This is a genomic window from Bacillus sp. FSL K6-2861, assembly GCF_038630725.1.
GTDB lineage: Bacteria > Bacillota > Bacilli > Bacillales > Bacillaceae > Bacillus > Bacillus velezensis.
Genome location: NZ_CP152037.1, coordinates 1,445,271 through 1,462,311, shown reverse-complemented (window position 1 = coordinate 1,462,311; position 17,041 = coordinate 1,445,271). Strand labels below are relative to the sequence as shown.

Annotated in this window: 2 protein-coding genes; both read right to left on the bottom strand. The window is 43.7% G+C overall.

The genetic code is table 11. The features are described 5' to 3' along the window. Positions 1-8 precede the first annotated feature (8 nt). Positions 9-4,781 carry a type I polyketide synthase gene (locus NYE62_RS07395; RefSeq protein ID WP_342497334.1) on the bottom strand — a complete coding sequence of 1,591 codons (4,773 nt, stop codon included), beginning with the start codon at positions 4,779-4,781 and terminating at the stop codon, positions 9-11. After that, positions 4,781-17,035: an SDR family NAD(P)-dependent oxidoreductase gene (locus tag NYE62_RS07390; protein ID WP_342497333.1), complete on the bottom strand. Its 12,255-nt coding sequence runs from the start codon at positions 17,033-17,035 to the stop codon at positions 4,781-4,783. Before NYE62_RS07390 ends, NYE62_RS07395 begins: the two co-directional genes overlap by 1 nt. Positions 17,036-17,041 lie beyond the last annotated feature (6 nt).

Below are 17,041 nucleotides of genomic sequence, written 5' to 3'. Positions count from 1 at the left end.
ATGATAAACTAATCCTGCATACGCTCCAGCGCATAATCTGCTTCCTCCGCAGTCAGTTCGCCCGCTTTTAATTGTCTGAGGAGCTCTTTTACTCTCTCGTTCTTTCCATTGGAATCCGCTGTTGCACGAGTCTGTGCCTTCGCGGAAAACGTTTCTTTTTTACGAATGGTTACATCCTTCAAACCTGCAAGTCTTTCTCCTTGTTCATTAAGCAGCTGAATATCGTAAATAAGCTCGGATTGACCTTTTTGGCCTGTTTTACGCGCATAAGCCCAGCATTCTGCTGAAACCTTTTTCCGAACCGTAATCTCTCCTATTGAAAAAGGAACATAAACAGATGCCTCTTCTCTTCCGTCCGTAATTCCGAACAAAGATTGCAGAGCCCCATCAATTAAAGACGGATGCAATGTATAATTTTCAAGAGCATATGCGGCTTCTTTTGGCAGCAATAAGTGTGCAACCGCTTCTGTTTTCCCGCCCCATAAACGTTGAATCGGCTGAAAAGCGCGCCCATACAGGAACCCGTTCTCCCGAAAATACTCGTAACATTCATCTTGTTCACGGACAAAAGCACTTCTGTTTATAATCTCTTGTCTGTCAATGTTCTCTATATCATCATCACTGTAATGATGATCATAATCTAATTCCCCCGTCACAAATCCAGTCCTTACAGCAGCATCCTCGTCAGGTGACATGTTAAATAATATGCTGCCGTCTTTTACGGAAATGTGAGTGTAAATGGTCAGGCTCTCTTGCAAAAGCATGGCCGGTCTGGCAAATATCACGTTTTTTAAACGAGTGACCTTTTTCTTTCGATATGACCGCGTTCCCGCTGCGCATGCCATTTCAAGAAAAGCAGCTGCCGGGAGAATGCTCTTGTTTTTTACGATGTGGTCTTTTAACCAAATCTCTTTTTCTCTTAATGTCGTTTTAAAAAACTGCTGTTCCAGAGTAGATTCATTCGAATCCAGAAGCGGGTGCAGTGAAGACTGCCGCGGCAATATTTCCGGAAATGTTGCACTTTGGTTTCGAGGCACCCAGTAAGACTCCTCAGCAAATGGATATAAAGGAAGCTTGACCTTTTGCGGGGTATATTCTTCATATAACTCTCTCCAATGAATATCAGCCCCGAAAGACCATAATTTTGCAAGAAGATTCAAGTCCTTTGTCTCCATCATCACCTCGAGGAATTTATCTTTCCTCTTTTGATCATGAAAGATAAAGACTTTATCAAAATCTTTCGTAACATTCCCTTTGTATACGCCCTCTCCAATTGTTCCTTCAGTACAGAAAGTTCTCAGCTTCTCCTTAAGTTCCGGCAAATCGGAAGCTACAACAGCAAGTCTGTCTTCCATCGGTTCCCTGCATGTCTGCAATGTAAAAGCGATATCAGCTGCCGAGACCTTTGTCTCCCGCTCTGTGAATTGCAGAAGGCGCCGGGCGTATTCTTTCAGTCTGTCTTCATTTTTGGCAGAGAGAACTGCGGCAAACGGACCGCTTATTGTTTGTGTGTCCGCATGGTTTTGATATTCTTCCACAATGACATGGGCATTTGCTCCGCCCGCTCCGAACGAACTGATTGCTGCTCTCCTGTTGGAGGCGCCTGATTCTTTCCGCCACTCTTCTTCTTTCTGCTGAACGTAAAAAGGCGTCTTTTCAAATCGGATATTTTGGTTCAGCTGTTCCGAGTGAATGGATGGCGCCAATTTCTGATGCTTAAATTGTAAAAGAACTTTTGTAAGGGCTGCTATACCTGCGGCAGACTCCAAATGTCCGATGTTAGATTTCACTGAGCCTATGGCACAAAATTGTTTATCGTCCGTAAATTTCTCAAACGCTTTTGTCAATCCTGCAATCTCAATCGGATCTCCGAGCGAGGTACCCGTTCCGTGTGCTTCCAAGTAGCTGACGGAACGCGGACTGATGCCCGATTTCTTGAAATTTTCAGCAATCAGCTCAGCTTGTGCATTCGGATTCGGAACCGTAAATCCATTGGTTTTTCCGCCATGATTTACAGATGTTCCTTTAATCACTCCGTATATATGGTCCTGATCAGCAATTGCTTTTTCCAAAGGTTTCAAAAGAACGGCGCCCGAACCTTCTCCCGGGACATAGCCGTCTCCGCCCTCTCCGAAACTTCTGCACAATCCTTCGGTGGAAACAAAATTACCTTGACTCAGCCAAAGGTATTTGCTGGGATGTATGGACACATTAACGCCGCCCGCAAGCGCAATTTCACTTTCCCCTCTTTTAATGCTCTCACATGCCAAGTGAATGGCCGTCAGCGATGATGAACACATCGTATCCAGTGCAATGCTCGGACCGGAGAGATTAAAAAAGTATGAAACCCTGTTCGCAATAGATGAAAAGAAGGAACTGAGCGCAATCGGATTGCCCCGCGCAGTTTCTTCTGCGCCGAATAATTGATATTGTCCGTACATGGCTCCGACAAACACACCGGCTTTCATACCGTCAAGCTTCTCTTTTGTATATCCAGAATCTTCAAACGTATGCCAGGAGGTTTCGAGAAAAATTCGCTCCTGAGGGTCCATCAGCTCAGCTTCTTTATGAGAAATGTGGAAAAACAGCGGATCGAATTGATCAACACCGCTGATAAAACCGCCCCACTTACTGTTGATTTTTCCCTTCTCCATTATGTCAGGACTGTAATTCGATCTGAAATCCCAACGTTCCTCGGGGATTTCAATAATACAGTTTTTCCCTCCGGCAATGTTTTCCCAGAACTCCTCAAGAGTATCGGAATTCGGATATCTTCCGCTCACACCGATAATGGCAATATCCTCACCCGGCTGAACCATGCTCGGTGCAGATGCAACCCTCTGCTGCCGGTGCTGTTTTTTACTCAGATTTTCTCTTTTCTTCGGCACTCTTTTTACCGGAGCTGCCCCTGCGGCCTTAAGCACTTTTTCTTTAAAAGATGTTAGGAAGAAGTTTGAAAGCTCTTCAATGTTCTGATATTCAAAAAAGATTGTTTTTGGAAGATCCCCGAAAGTATCTTCAAGCTTTGAAATAAGTGACATGATCATAAGTGAGTTGATTCCGAATTTCTCAAAAGAGTCCTTCGCATTTATTTTATGAGCTTGGATTTTCAAGACACCGCTGATGATCTTGATTAAATAGTCATTGACTTTTTCTTTCGCAGCATATTCCTCTTCTTCATCGTGTTCCGCCGTGAGTGTATCTTGATCTGCTGCAGCTGTATTTCTTTGAATCGAAAGCGCTTTTATCATTTTATGCCGCTTTCCTTCTGCAGGCATTAAGCTGGTAAATGAAGACCGCAGCATTTTCAGAAACGCTTCCAAAACAGAGGAAGTTCGCATCGGAGTCATTCCGTATTTTTCTTTTATTTGGTTGATTCCATTGCTGTCGAGACTCATCCCGCCATCTTTCAATAACGGCCAATTGATTGAAAGGGTTTTTCCGTTTCGGGAGAGCTGAGATCGAAGCACTGCAAAACTGTCCATAAAATGATTTGCGTACGCATAGTCACTTTGGCCGGCATTTCCGTAAGCGGAAAAAGAAGAAAAGAGAACAAAAAAATCAAGATCTTCGTCTTTTGTCAGCTCATCCAGCCAGATTGTCCCGTAAACTTTCGGTTTCAGTACGTCCGTAAAATCACTGAGACTTTTGTTTACAAGAAATGAGTCACGAAGGATGCCGGCAGCATGAATGATCCCGTTTATGCTGCCGTACCGCTGTTTAACGCCGAAAATGAATCGCTCTGCCTCTGTTCGATCTGTGATGTCCGTCCGCTGATATTCAACAATAGAGCCGCTCTCATTAAGCTTACTGATCCGTTCTTTTTGATCAACGGTTAAAAAAGAACGGCCTGTAAGTATAATCACGGCTTGGTTTTCTTTAGCGATGTGTTCCGCAAACAGCAGCCCGAGTTTTCCCGCTCCTCCGGTAATGATATATATGCCGCCTTTTTGATACGTTACAGATCCGTTATCGTGTTCAGGAATATCAATATGCTGCAGCCCTTTCACATAACGGGTATATGAGTCTATTAAAATCTCACATTCATCCGTTTGAAAGCGCTGTATTTCACTGATTGCAGCATCCCACATCTCGGAAACCGGAGGATTTTTGTCAGAATCCTCATGGCGTATCTGTATGGTTTTCGCTTTAAGCTTAGAGCTTTCCATGTTTACCGTTTTCATGAACCCTCCGACAGCTTCATGAAACGGCTGATTCAGACCGCTTGTCCAATAAATATGCAATAACGTAACAGGTTCGTTTCTCCGCATTAAAGCTTTTGATAATAAAAAGAGCGAGTTGATCCCTCTGCGAAGAGTTTCATTAACGGATTTTTCAGTGAATTCTCTGATTTCTCCGTTCCATAAATAAAGCACGACATCAGGTGTAAATCCGTTTTCAGCCAAATCAGACAGCAGCATTTCGACATGATTTTCATCAGAAGGATTGATTGTGCATCTATTCCGTTCAATTCTATAATCAGAATCTGGCGTAACGAGAATGACACGGTTATGATCTCCATTCATCATCTCGGCATGCTGAAAAAGACGGTTATCCTGATCAAAAATCAGCATATTCCCCGGTGCCTGCTGATTCGGCATATCAATGTTATTTGTTCTTACCCAATCGTTCTTAAAAAAAATGGTTGGGGACGGAGCTTGTGATTCCGGCTCCGCCTTTTTTTCCATTTGTTCTTTTCTGTAAGTGCGAATTAGCTCCAGTCCTGCATCAGGAGACATTTGCTGTTCTTCAATTAAGGAAAGTATTTGTTTGATCTGCACTATTTTCCCTCCAGCAGCTGATAAACTTGATCAGCAGAAAGTTCACCGTTTTTCAATTGTTCTAATAAGAAGAGAATTTCCTGATCTTCATTTTTACGTCCTGCGGTTAATTCTCCCCCGGTCACTTTTCTGACAGAAAAGTCTTTCATGCTCACGGCTATTTCGCCGCTCTCGTTAATAAAATCAATGTTATACGTATAAAAACCGGTTTCTCTCACCGAGACATGGCATCGGGCAGTAAGCGCCCTCTTAATGTGAAGATCTCTAAGTGAATATGGAACAAATAAGCCGTCTTTCTCATTATCTCTTAACAAAAATGCCGCCGCTTGAAAACCGCCGTCAATTAATGAAGGATGAAGTGTAAAATGTGAAAACCCGTTCGCTAAATGAGCCGGAAGCTCCAATTCTGCCATTAACTCCATATCACCGCGGTATACGGCTTTCAACGTTTGAAAACTGCTATGATATGTCAGGCCCATACGACTGAAGCGGTGATAACACTCTTCCCGGCTTATGACAGCCTTACTGCTGCGTTTGAACTTATCAATATCGACATACTCAGCATTGCTGTTTATGTCCCCGAATACTGTTTCACTTTGTGTGCAGATTTGCTGCACGCCATCCGGACCCTCTTTACATATCGTTACGTTCAACTTATCTTGTTTCATTTCCAAGTCGGTATAAATGTGCAGCGTTTTTCCTTTATATAATATAGGTCTGTTCCACATCACGTCTTTTATTTTATATACTTTACTTTCTCCGCTTATTTCCGCACAAACAAGAGCCATTTCAAGCGAAGCGGCTCCTGGCAGCACATAGTCTCCTGAAACAAGATGATCAGTGACGAAAAATTCAGTTCCGGAAATAACAGTTTTAAATGCTTGTTTCTTTAATGTTGAGACATTCTCGCTGATTAATGGGTGAAGACTTTTACTATTAACCTCGCTTTTGTTCTTTTTCGGGGTGAACCAATAACTCTCTTTTGCAAACGGATAAGTTGGCAGCGGCACTCTATTCAATTTCTTATTGCCGATTGTCTTCCATTCAAACTCGGCTCCATTGGCCCACCATTGTGCGAGCAGCTCCTCTTTTCCGCTTTGAAGAGCCTCCTCAATCATATATTCAGAAACAGCTGTGGGCTCTTCAGTGTTTTCGCTTATAAATACGCCTTTTTGCACCTTACTGTCATCAAGAAAGCTGACGTATTTATCTCTCAGCTCAGTCAGACTCGCTGCACATACGGCAATTCTTTCGTTCATTGCTTCCCGGCCGTTTTGCAATGTAAATTCCATGTCACTGGCATTAACGGTCATGTCACCGGCAATCACGCGATCCAAGTACTGAAGCATAAGCCGGATATACTCAAGTAATTGATCTTTGGTTTTCGCAGATAAAACAAAAATATGTGTGTTACCGTTGTTTTCCGGCATTTCTTTTTGAGGTTCCCTATATTCCTCTAAAACAATATGCGCGTTCACACCGCCGAATCCGAATGAGCTGACACCCGCTCTCCTCGGCAGATCGTTGTTCTCTTTATCTTTTATCGGATTCCACTTTTGAGCGGTTTCTGTGATATAAAATGGCGTATTTTCCAGTTTGATGTATGGATTGAGTTCTGAAAAATGGGCGAGTCCCGGAAGTTTGCGATATTTAAAAGCCAGTAACACTTTCATCACTCCGGCTATTCCGGCAGCGGTTTCGAGATGGCCGATGTTTGTTTTCACAGACCCGATTCCGCAGCATTTCTGTTTCGCAAAAGGAATGTCCCATTCTTGATATAACGTTTTAAATGCCTTTATGATGCTGTTTACTTCAATCGGATCGCCAAGACTTGTCCCTGTGCCATGCGCTTCTATATATCCCGCAGTGGCAGGGCTGACCCCCGCCTTCCGCCAGGCTTCGGTTAATAAGTCCGCCTGTGCGTTCGGATTCGGAGCTGTCAAAGAATTGGCGCGGCCGCCGTGATTTACAGCTGACCCTTTAATCAAACCATATATATGATCACCGTCTGCCTGTGCTTTGCTGAGCGGCTTAAGCAATACTGCAGCCGCCCCTTCACTCCTTACATAGCCGTCAGCGCTTTTATCGAACGTTTTGCACTTTCCGTCTTTGGAAAGCATACCTGCTTTATCAAAAGCTATAAACAGAGTAGGGCTTGTCATAATATGCACTCCGCCTGCAATCGCCATTTCAAAATCGCCTCTTTGAATCCCCTCAGCCGCACGATGGAGTGCAACTAACGAACTTGAACAGGCAGTGTCAATCGGTTCGCTCGGACCCGTCAGGTTCAGCTGGTAAGAAATACGATTTGCCAATATACAATGATTTAAACCGGTTGCGGTCTGCGCCTGAACAGAGACACCATTTTCATTCAGACGTTCAGCATAATCCGTTGTGGCGACCCCTGCAAACACCGCGGTTTTCGTCCCTGCCAAATCAGACGGCTTATAGCCCGCATCTTCTATTGTTTTCCATACAGTCTCCATAAAAATTCTTTGCTGGGGATCCATTAATTCTGCTTCGGCGGGAGAAATCCCGAAAAACAACGGATCAAAACTGTCCGCGCCTTTGATAAATCCGCCTTTTTTTATTTTTGTTCTATTGACGTCCCTGATCGGATCGCCGTCAAACTCTTTCCAGTTCCAACGGTCTTCAGGAATGTCTGTAATCATATCCCGCCCTTTTTCAATTCCTTCCCAAAAGTCTTCCAGCGTATCTGTTTGGGGGAAACGGCCGCTTATTCCCACTATTGCAACCGGCTCATTCATATGTCTTTCCTCTTGCCTGGCTTTGTTTTCAGGCTCAGGGGAATGTTCATAAGATTCCGGCGGAGGCGTGCTGTACAATGTTTTTTCGTCAGCTGCAGAAAAAGATTCTGTCTCAGCAAAAAGGATTTCTCCGTATTGCTCGATTACATAATCAGTCATTTCAGCCAGTGAATTGCATTCAAAGAAAATGGACGGCAATAATTCCGTACCATATTGTTGATTGATTTCATTTCCGAGTCTGGTAAACGTAATAGAATCAAATCCGTACTCGCCGAATGAAGTCTCTTCTTCTATTTCCTTTCTGTCAATCTTCAAAATACTTGACATCATCTTTGCGATGCCCTCAATCAGATTTTCTCTCCGGTCTTTCGCCGCAGATTCATCTGAAGAAAAAGAACCGCAGAGATGAAGCTCCTCGGAATACTCACTCTTTAAAAACTCAAGAAGTTCATTAAAATCAGTAAGACCGAAAAAATCTGACGGCATCATTGATATTCCTAATGTTTCGTTTAATTCGTTGCCCAGCATTGTAAACATAATTGAATCAAATCCGTATTCACTTATCGGCAGTTCAAAATCAAATTCCCGTTCTTCAATTTTTAATACGCCGGTGATGATGCGCGTCAAAGTGCTTTTTAAAGATTCAGTTATTGACAGCTCTTTCGGTTCGTGATTTTCGTCGGCGATTGCCGGATCACTTTTTCCGCTGTCAATCGTTATCATTCGTTCCAGCTTTAATTCATTACCGCTAAATACCATTATTTGATGTTCACACCCTGTCATTGCTTGATCAAATGCTGCAAGGCCTTCCCGTTTTCCCAGAGGCAGCATTCCGAAACGGTCATAAAGGAACTTCTCTGAATGAATATCAATTTGCATACCGCCTTCTTTCCATAAAGGCCAATTAATCGAGACTGTTTTTCCAGGTTTATTTTCCGCCGCTCTCATTTCCGCAAAATAATCCATAAACCGGTTTGCATAAGCATAATCAGTTTGTCCGGCATTCCCGATTATTGCGCTGATAGATGAAAACATAACAAAAAAGTCCAGAGGTTCTCTGTCTGTATACCGGTCAAGCCATATCGTTCCGTAAACCTTGCTCGCCAAGACTGAATCGAGATCCTCTTCACGCTTATTGATGAGTAATGAATCTTTTATCACACCGGCACTGTGAATAATTCCTTTAACAGGACCTAATTTGTTTTTGACGAGTTTTATCAGGTTGTTGACATTTTCCTTATCAGAAATATCGGTTCTTACATAAAAAACCTCTGATCCGTTTTTTTCGAGCTCTTTTACATTGCTTACGGCTTCCACAGAAAGCTCTGATCTGCCGATAAGGACAAGCTTTATTCTCCCTTTTCGCACAAGGTGTCTGGCAAAAATCAGTCCCAGACCGCCTGTTCCTCCTGTAATGAGGTAAACTCCCCCTTCTTTTACTTCCATCTTTTTGGGGGGCTCTGCACTTTCAATTTCTGCAGAGTGTTTTACCTGCCTGATTCCATCTCTGTATCTGATCTCTGAAGTATCATCGCTGATGACTGTTTCTTTCACAAGGTTTTTTAATTCAGGCAGACCGGTGTTCAGCTGTAACTGAATATCGTCGCTGTGTATTTCAATATTTTTACCGGACAACATTGGATGTTCCAAATGAAGCGACCTAAAAAAGCCGCTGATTGCCATTTGATAAGGTAAGATTTGATTGTTCCTTGTGAAAAATACATGTGATATCAGAATTTTATGTCTTGGGATTGTTGCTAACAGAGCTTTCGTTACATTGAAAACCGGCAAAACAGCCTCTTCCAGCTTTTCATCAATGTTATGCTCAATTCCCGTTTCAGGGCTCATCCCGATTAAAATGACGCGGTCAATTGTCACTTGTCTTTCTTTAAGAATCGCCAGCAATTTCTTATAGCCGTCAAGTTTGACGCTGTTCAATTCAAAGGAATCAGCTTGTTTTTCTTGAAAACTGCCGCCATGGCGGACAAAGATCATGTTCAGGCCGATATCTTTATATGCCTGGCGGATCAGCGGTTCTGATATATCCCGACGGAGTGAAATCACAAGGCAGCTGTTTAAACCGCTGGCTTCAGGCTGATGAAGCAGAGGGGCCCGCTTCCACATATCTGTGTAATACTTAACTGAATGCCGCTCATCCTGAGTCTGCGGTGCAACCCTTAATGCCTTCAACGCTAAGTTTTTTATTTTAAGACTTACAGATCCGTTTTCATCCATAAATAGTATATGAAACCTTTTGACATCATCATGTTGTCTTTCATCGGCAGCTGTAATGTAAGCATAGCCGTTTGCCGAAGGTGCGTGAAGAATCTCCAGCTCACCTAATTCAAAAGGCAAATATGCGGTGTGATCGTCTTCCTGACCGGACGTAAACCCTGTTGTGGATTGAAAAATGCCATCCAATAAACACGGTTCCAGCAGCGTGCCGGATTTTTTATGAATGCTCTCAGGAAGTGATATTCGTGCAAGAACAGCATTTTCATGAATAAACAGCTGTTTTATTACCTGAAAACTGGTTCCATAGTCCAAACCGCTCTGCCGGAAGGTCCTATAACACTCAGCGCCGCTGATTAATCTTTTCTGTCCGGTTAACCAGCTGTCCAATTGAAAATGCTCTGTATGAGAGGCATCTTGATCTCCGCATGTGATAATGTTTCCTTGGCAGTGAACTGCCGCTTCAGGTTGCATATCGGTTTTCACCACAAATCTTCCGTCTTTTTGATTCGGCAGCAGATCTATCATTATCGTCTTTTCTTTTTCAACGGTTATCGGAACCGCCCATACAACCTGACTCAGTTTTATGACTGATTTTCCGTACATCCTCTCTCCCGCTTCTCTGGCCGCTTCGATGATTGCCGCTCCGGGCAGAACCATATTCCCATGCACAACATGGTCTTTTACATAATATTCAGAATCTGAAAGCGTTTTATAAAATCGGCACTCACCTGCTGAAAAATCAAATAAAGGAGCTGTACCGGCTGCTGTTGTTGTTTGCGCCTTATTTGACACCCACAGTCTGTTTTTTAAGAAAGGGTAAGTCGGCAGGGCAATTTTTCTCGGTTTTCTGCCGGTGCGGAAATCTTCCCAGCTTAAATTGCCTCCTGATACCCAAAATTCAGCCATTTCGGTTAATGTGGTGCTGCCGGATTTGAGCGGAAGATCCGATTGTCGCTGTCCGCGTTTATGATTCGGTTTTTTCCCTCTAAATATTTCGTGATCGTCAATTCCATTATAAAAGTGATTTAATTTCAACATCAGATCATCGATATTATTTGAAATGACAGCAAGCCTTTCCGGCATGGCTTCACGCCCTTCAAGAAGGGTATACGCAATATCAGAAAGGTGAAGCGGCTTGTTTGTTCCCGGCGGCTGTAAAAACTCGCCCTGCTTATGACGGGCCTTTTGAAGATATTCCTCCAGCTGTTTTGCTGATTCCCGTAAACTCAGTGAATGCTTGGCTGAGAGTACGATAAGTTCCTCACTTTCCTCACGCCTCGTATGACAGTCAGCAGCAGACTCATACTCTTCCACAAGGATATGAGCATTTGCCCCGCCCGCTCCGAAAGAACTTAATCCCGCACGCCGCGGATATTTGCTGTCAGAATGTTTTTCATTCGCGGGTTTTATCCAGTCGGCGGTTTCCTGTTGAAGACAAAAAGGTGTCTCTTCCAGATAAAGATCCGGATGCACCCGTTCAGCATGCAGTGTTGCGGCTATTTTTTTATACTTCATTTGTAAGATAATCTTTGTCAGGCCGGCGATACCCGCGGCCGCTTCCAGGTGGCCGATGTTAGATTTAATCGATCCGAGAGAGCAATATGAAACATCTTCGGTATAAGCTCTAAACGCCTTGGTCAGGCCTCGGACTTCAATCGGGTCACCCAGCGGCGTTCCCGTGCCGTGGGCTTCAATAAAGCTGACACTTCTGGCGCTCCAACCGGCCGCTTTAAGAGCTCCTTGAATTAAATCCGCCTGTGCGGCAGGATTAGGCACCGTATAGCCATTTGTCTTTCCGCCATGATTAATTGCCGTTCCTTTAATGACGGCGTACACAGTATCATTATCACGTATGGCATCTTTAAGCGGTTTAAGAATAACGGCCCCGACACCTTCCCCGGGCACGAAACCGTCGCCGCCTTCTCCAAAACTTCTGCATTTTCCCGATTTTGAAAGCATCCCCATCTGACATCGGTATAAATAGTCAGAAGGATGAAGATACAAATTTACTCCTCCCGCAACCGCAACCGAGCACTCACCCTTTGTTAAACTTTGGCAAGCCATGTGAATTGCCGTTAAGGATGAAGAACAAGCCGTATCTACAGGGACACTGGGACCTGTAAAGTCAAATGTGTAAGACACTCTGTTCGCGAGAGACCATGGGAACGAATTTGGAAGTACATCGTTTTTGTCCGTCGGTATTCTTTCGCCGAGCAGCTTGTAAGAATTGGTCGTCACTCCCGCAAATACACCGACATGTTTTTCGGTCTGCTTTCTCAACCCTTCAATGGTATATCCCGAATCTTCAAATGCTTTCCATACGGTTTCGAGAAATATTCGTTCCTGAGGATCCATCGCTTCTGCTTCTCTCGGCGATATTTGGAAAAACAAAGAATCAAATGATTCAGCATTCTTTAAAAATCCGCCCCATTTGCAATAAATTTTCCCCTCATGCGCTTTAGCGGGGTCTGGATCATAGTAGGTCTCATAATTCCATCGTTCTTTCGGAATTTCTGTGATTGCGGTTCTCTCTTTTGATAGAAGCTCCCACAATTCTTCGATATTTTCAGCCCCGGGATAACGGCCGCTGATACCGATTACCGCTATCCCGTCAAGATGTTCTTTTTCCTCCGCCGCAGGTGCAGTGATGTTTTGTTCCGGCCTGGCGGGGGTAATGCTCTGAATCTGTTTTCCTTTTTCCTCCCGTGAAAATAAACGCCCCAGCCGATCCGGATATTCCTTTACAAGATGATCTGCTAAATCTCTGATTGTATGAAATTCAAATAAAAGCGTTTTCGAAATTGCTCCCAGTGACTGCTCCAGCTTTGTGTTGCATTGATGAATCATAACCGAATCCATTCCATATTCAGCCAGATGCACATCTTGATCGATCTCTTCCCGTTCTGCACCGATCTCAGAGGAGATGATATTGGTTAAAAACAAAACTGTCTGATCCAAAATATCGCCTTGAGCCAAAGGAATGGCACTGCCTGTCTCTGTTTCATCCGTCAAAAATCTCTGCCGCATAAATTGTTCAAAGCGCTCATGATCACCGCAGACTGCAATATTATGCAGCTGACCCGAAGTTACAATCCGCGAAAACCATTGCGTTCCGTCTTCAGCAGGAAGTTCTTCGAGCCCGGAACCATGAAAAAGAGACGTCCGCCCTTGACCTGACAGGTTCGCCCCCATTCCGATGTCTTGCCATAAAGGCCAATTGATTGTCAGCGTGCGGCCGCTGCGCAGAGAATTTTGCCGTTTCTGTTCCCGATATTCGGCAAAATGATCTAAAAAGCCGTTTGCATATGCATAATCACATTGGCCTTCGTTCCCTGCAATAGAGACGACTGAAGAAAAAACGGCGAAAAAATCCAATTCCAGCGACTTCGTTGCATGATCAAGATTCAATGCACCATGAACTTTCGGAGCAATCACCTCTGAAAGTTCATGCTTTGTTTTTCGAAAAAGCAGCGAGTCTCTGATAACTCCTGCACAATGAATGACGCCATGAAGACCTGCATGCTGATCGGTAATACCGTCAATCATTTTTTTTACCGCTTCTTTATCGGATATATTCGCCTGTATATAATAAACCTTTGCTTTAAAGCTGTTCAGGTATTCTAAATGTTTCTGCATATCTCCGTTTAAAACAGATCGCCCCGATAGGATAATGGTGGATCTTTCAGTTTTCGCGCAATATTCAGCGACTTTACTGCCAATCCCCCCAAATCCCCCTGTAATTAAATACACTTTATCTTTTTCAGGGTATTGAACGGTCTTTCTGTTTGTTTCTCTCTGCTTCACTAACATCCGTGCATATCTTACGCAGCCTCTGTAAGTGATATGAATATGCCGATCAGGCGCTGTGTTTATTTCTTTATAAAGAATGTCAGCCCTTTCTGAAAATGAAACGGATGCAGAATCATGTTCAAAGCAAACCGTCTTACAATGAAGCTGCGGGTATTCTTGTTTTACCGATTTTAAAAAACCGTTCACACCTTCAAAATACGGCAATTTTTCTTTTTGATCTGCGCTGAATGTATAAATGAACGTTACTTTGTTTATAAGGTTCTCGCTGATTAAAGCCTTAGTCAGATAAAACACGGAATAAATTCCTGATTCGAGTGTTTCTTCCAGTTCAGGCTGTTTTTCAGACCACGTATGCAAAATTGCATCAGGCGCTGCGCCTTTTTCCTTTAACAGACGAATGACACCTTGATAATCTTCGGGACGCTGCCTGTTGATCGTGAAAACACTGTCGCTTATCTGCTCTAAACGCTCACCGGGCATAATAAGATATGCGGACGTATTCTCTCTTTTTTTCAGCTCTTCAAAATAGTCTTTATTCCCGGAGAACAACAAAATAGTACAAGCTTGTCGGCTGCCCGCTTCATTCTCAATTGCGGTTTCTTTCCATACCGGCGTATAAAGTGCCTGATTCTTCTTTTCTGAAAAAGCCGCGTCTGATTTTACCGGCTGAGGGTTTAAAGAAAATTGAGAGCGCTCAAACGGATAAGGCGGAAGCGGGGCTTTTCTTTTATGATCATCACCTAGTTTCGCCCATTCAATCTCTTCTCCTGAAAGCCACATTTGCATAAATGAATGATATAGAGCCTCATCGGCTGGTTTGTCCGCTTCAAAAGCAGCCGCTTTGTTTAGTTTTGCTGATGGAGGGAGCGATCCGAATTGAAAAACTGAAAAATCAGAAATATTCACATCCGGCTCCGTTCCCTTTTCTTCCGTGTGAAGCGGCATATGGTCAGCTATCTCCTGAGACACGGCATCCATTTGATTGTATTCTGTCATCAACGGAAAACGAGTTTTATCATAAAAACCTGCCGGCTGCTCATTAATACAAGCAACAGCCTGTTTAATTCCGTCTTGCTTTTTCAATAACATGCTCAGAAAAAGTTCTTTAGACAAGATTCCTTCATCCAGTAAATTTAATATTTCCAGAACATAATCATTATTAAAGAATCCATCATAATCTGTTAAATCCCATCTCTTATACAGTCTTCTCATAGAGGCAAGGATAGCCATGATCGCCGCTTCCTCATCAGCCGGCAATGCGTTTCTTTTATCCGCCGTGCGCTTCACAATATAAGATAAAATCTCGATTTCCTGAGTCTTCCCCGCTTTATCCCACTCTTCTAAAAACCCTTTAAACGTATATTGGTGCTCAAGAAGCAGCCGTGTTTTCCCGTACAGGCGGTCTGCAAAATCAGCCGGGAAGCTCAGACCGTTCAGCAGCACCCTTACATATTCTTCATTTAATCGAACCGGCGGGTACGTTTTTGAAGTGTACGGATTGACAAATGGAATGGACGGCGGCTCACAGGATATGTGCGAAAGTTTTTCAGCGCCTGTGATGACAGAAATGGCCTTTTCAATTTTGATGATATCCGCTGCTGCAAGAGCGACGTAATATCCGTCTCCGGCGCCTGTAATGAGGCTTGGCTTAAAACCGGATGCCAGGATACTTTTTATGATTTCCGTATTGATAACTAAAGAATACAAGCGGATTTTCTCAGGCGTCCATTTTCTTTTAAATGAACTGTGCAATGTTGGTATACCCTTCAGCACCGGCCTTACTTTCTTTTCTAAATCAGGGAACACCCGTTTCAAAACGGCAAATTGTTTATAACTTTCCCATTTGAAGTCACCGATGGCAAGCGCCCATTCAGAACCTTGTTTCCTCCGAAAACTTAATCCCTCTTTAAGCTGATTTTTAAATTCCTCCTTGCTGCCTGCCAATAAACCAGCCCTGTAATCAAACGATGTCCTTGTTAAAAGGGTGCTGCTGATCACTTCATTTGATATTTTGCAAAATTCCTCTGAATCGTCAGCAAAGGTTCTCCAATGATGTATCATTTGTTTCATGCTTTCTTCACTTTTAGCGGAAAAAAGGAAGGGTATCCTTCCTTTTCTGTCAGATTCGTCTTTTGTATGTATAAATTCTTCGATGATGACGTGAGAGTTGACACCCCCAAAACCGAAGGAGCTGATTCCCGCCCTGAGCGGAGCCCCGTCTGCCGCCTTCCAATCACTTGAATCAAGCGCCGGCCTAAACGGTGTTTTTTCAAACTGTATAATTGGGTTTACCGTATGTACATTCAGGCTTTTCGGCACCCTCCGGTGTTTCATCATCATTAGAACTTTTATCAATCCGGCCATTCCCGCTGCTGCTTCTGTATGACCGATATTTGTTTTCACACTTCCGATCCTGCAATATTGAGTATCCTCAGTATATTGCCGATACGCTTTTGTCAATGCTTCTATTTCTATCGGATCGCCCAGAGATGTTCCTGTGCCATGTGCTTCTACGTAAGAAACCGTCGCAGCATCGACAGCAGCGTTGTGTAAAGCTTCTGAGATGACCCGGCACTGCGCTTCTGCTCTGGGAGCGGTTATGGAACGGGTTTTACCGCCATGATTAACAGCTGTCCCTTTTATGATCCCGTATATATGGTGACCGGCTTTTACTGCATCACCAAGGCGCTGCAGCAATACAACGCCTGCCCCTTCTCCGGGAACGTACCCGTTCGCTGCTGCGTCAAAGGTTTTACATTTGCCGTCAGGACTCAGCATTCTGGCTTTGGAAAAAGAAATATATTTTCCGGGTTGGAAATTCAAGTTTACTCCCGATGCGATTGCATAATCGCTTTCTTTTGTCCGCAATGACTTAACCGCTTCATGTAAAGCAACAAGCGATGATGCACAAGCGGCATTTACAGACATGCTTTTTCCGGTCAAACCGAATGTGTATGAAAGCCGGTTGGAAAGCATAGCTTCGAAACTTCCTAAACAGGCATAACTGTCGATTTCCGATTCAGCATGACCTGTCTGCCGGTAGTCAGAATTCATAATACCCGCAAAAACAGAAGTGGTTTTACGCTGGAGATCCTGCAAAGAAACCCCGGAATCTTCGATGCACCGCCAAGTTTCTTCTAAAAGGATTCTTTGCTCAGGATCCATGTTTTTCGCTTCCCGGGGAGAGATATTAAAAAACTTATGGTCGAAATGGTCAGCTTTATGAATAAAACCTCCCCACTTGCTGATTGTTTTGTTCGGTATACTGATATCAGCTGAATAATAAAGTTCGGGATCCCACCGTTCAATCGGCACTTCCCGGATGGAATCTTTGCCGCTATTTATGTTTTCCCAGAATTCATGATAATGATCTGCATCGGGGAATCTGCAAGCAACCCCGATTATCGCGATATCCGCACTCTGTTTATTCAAATGAACCATTGGCCT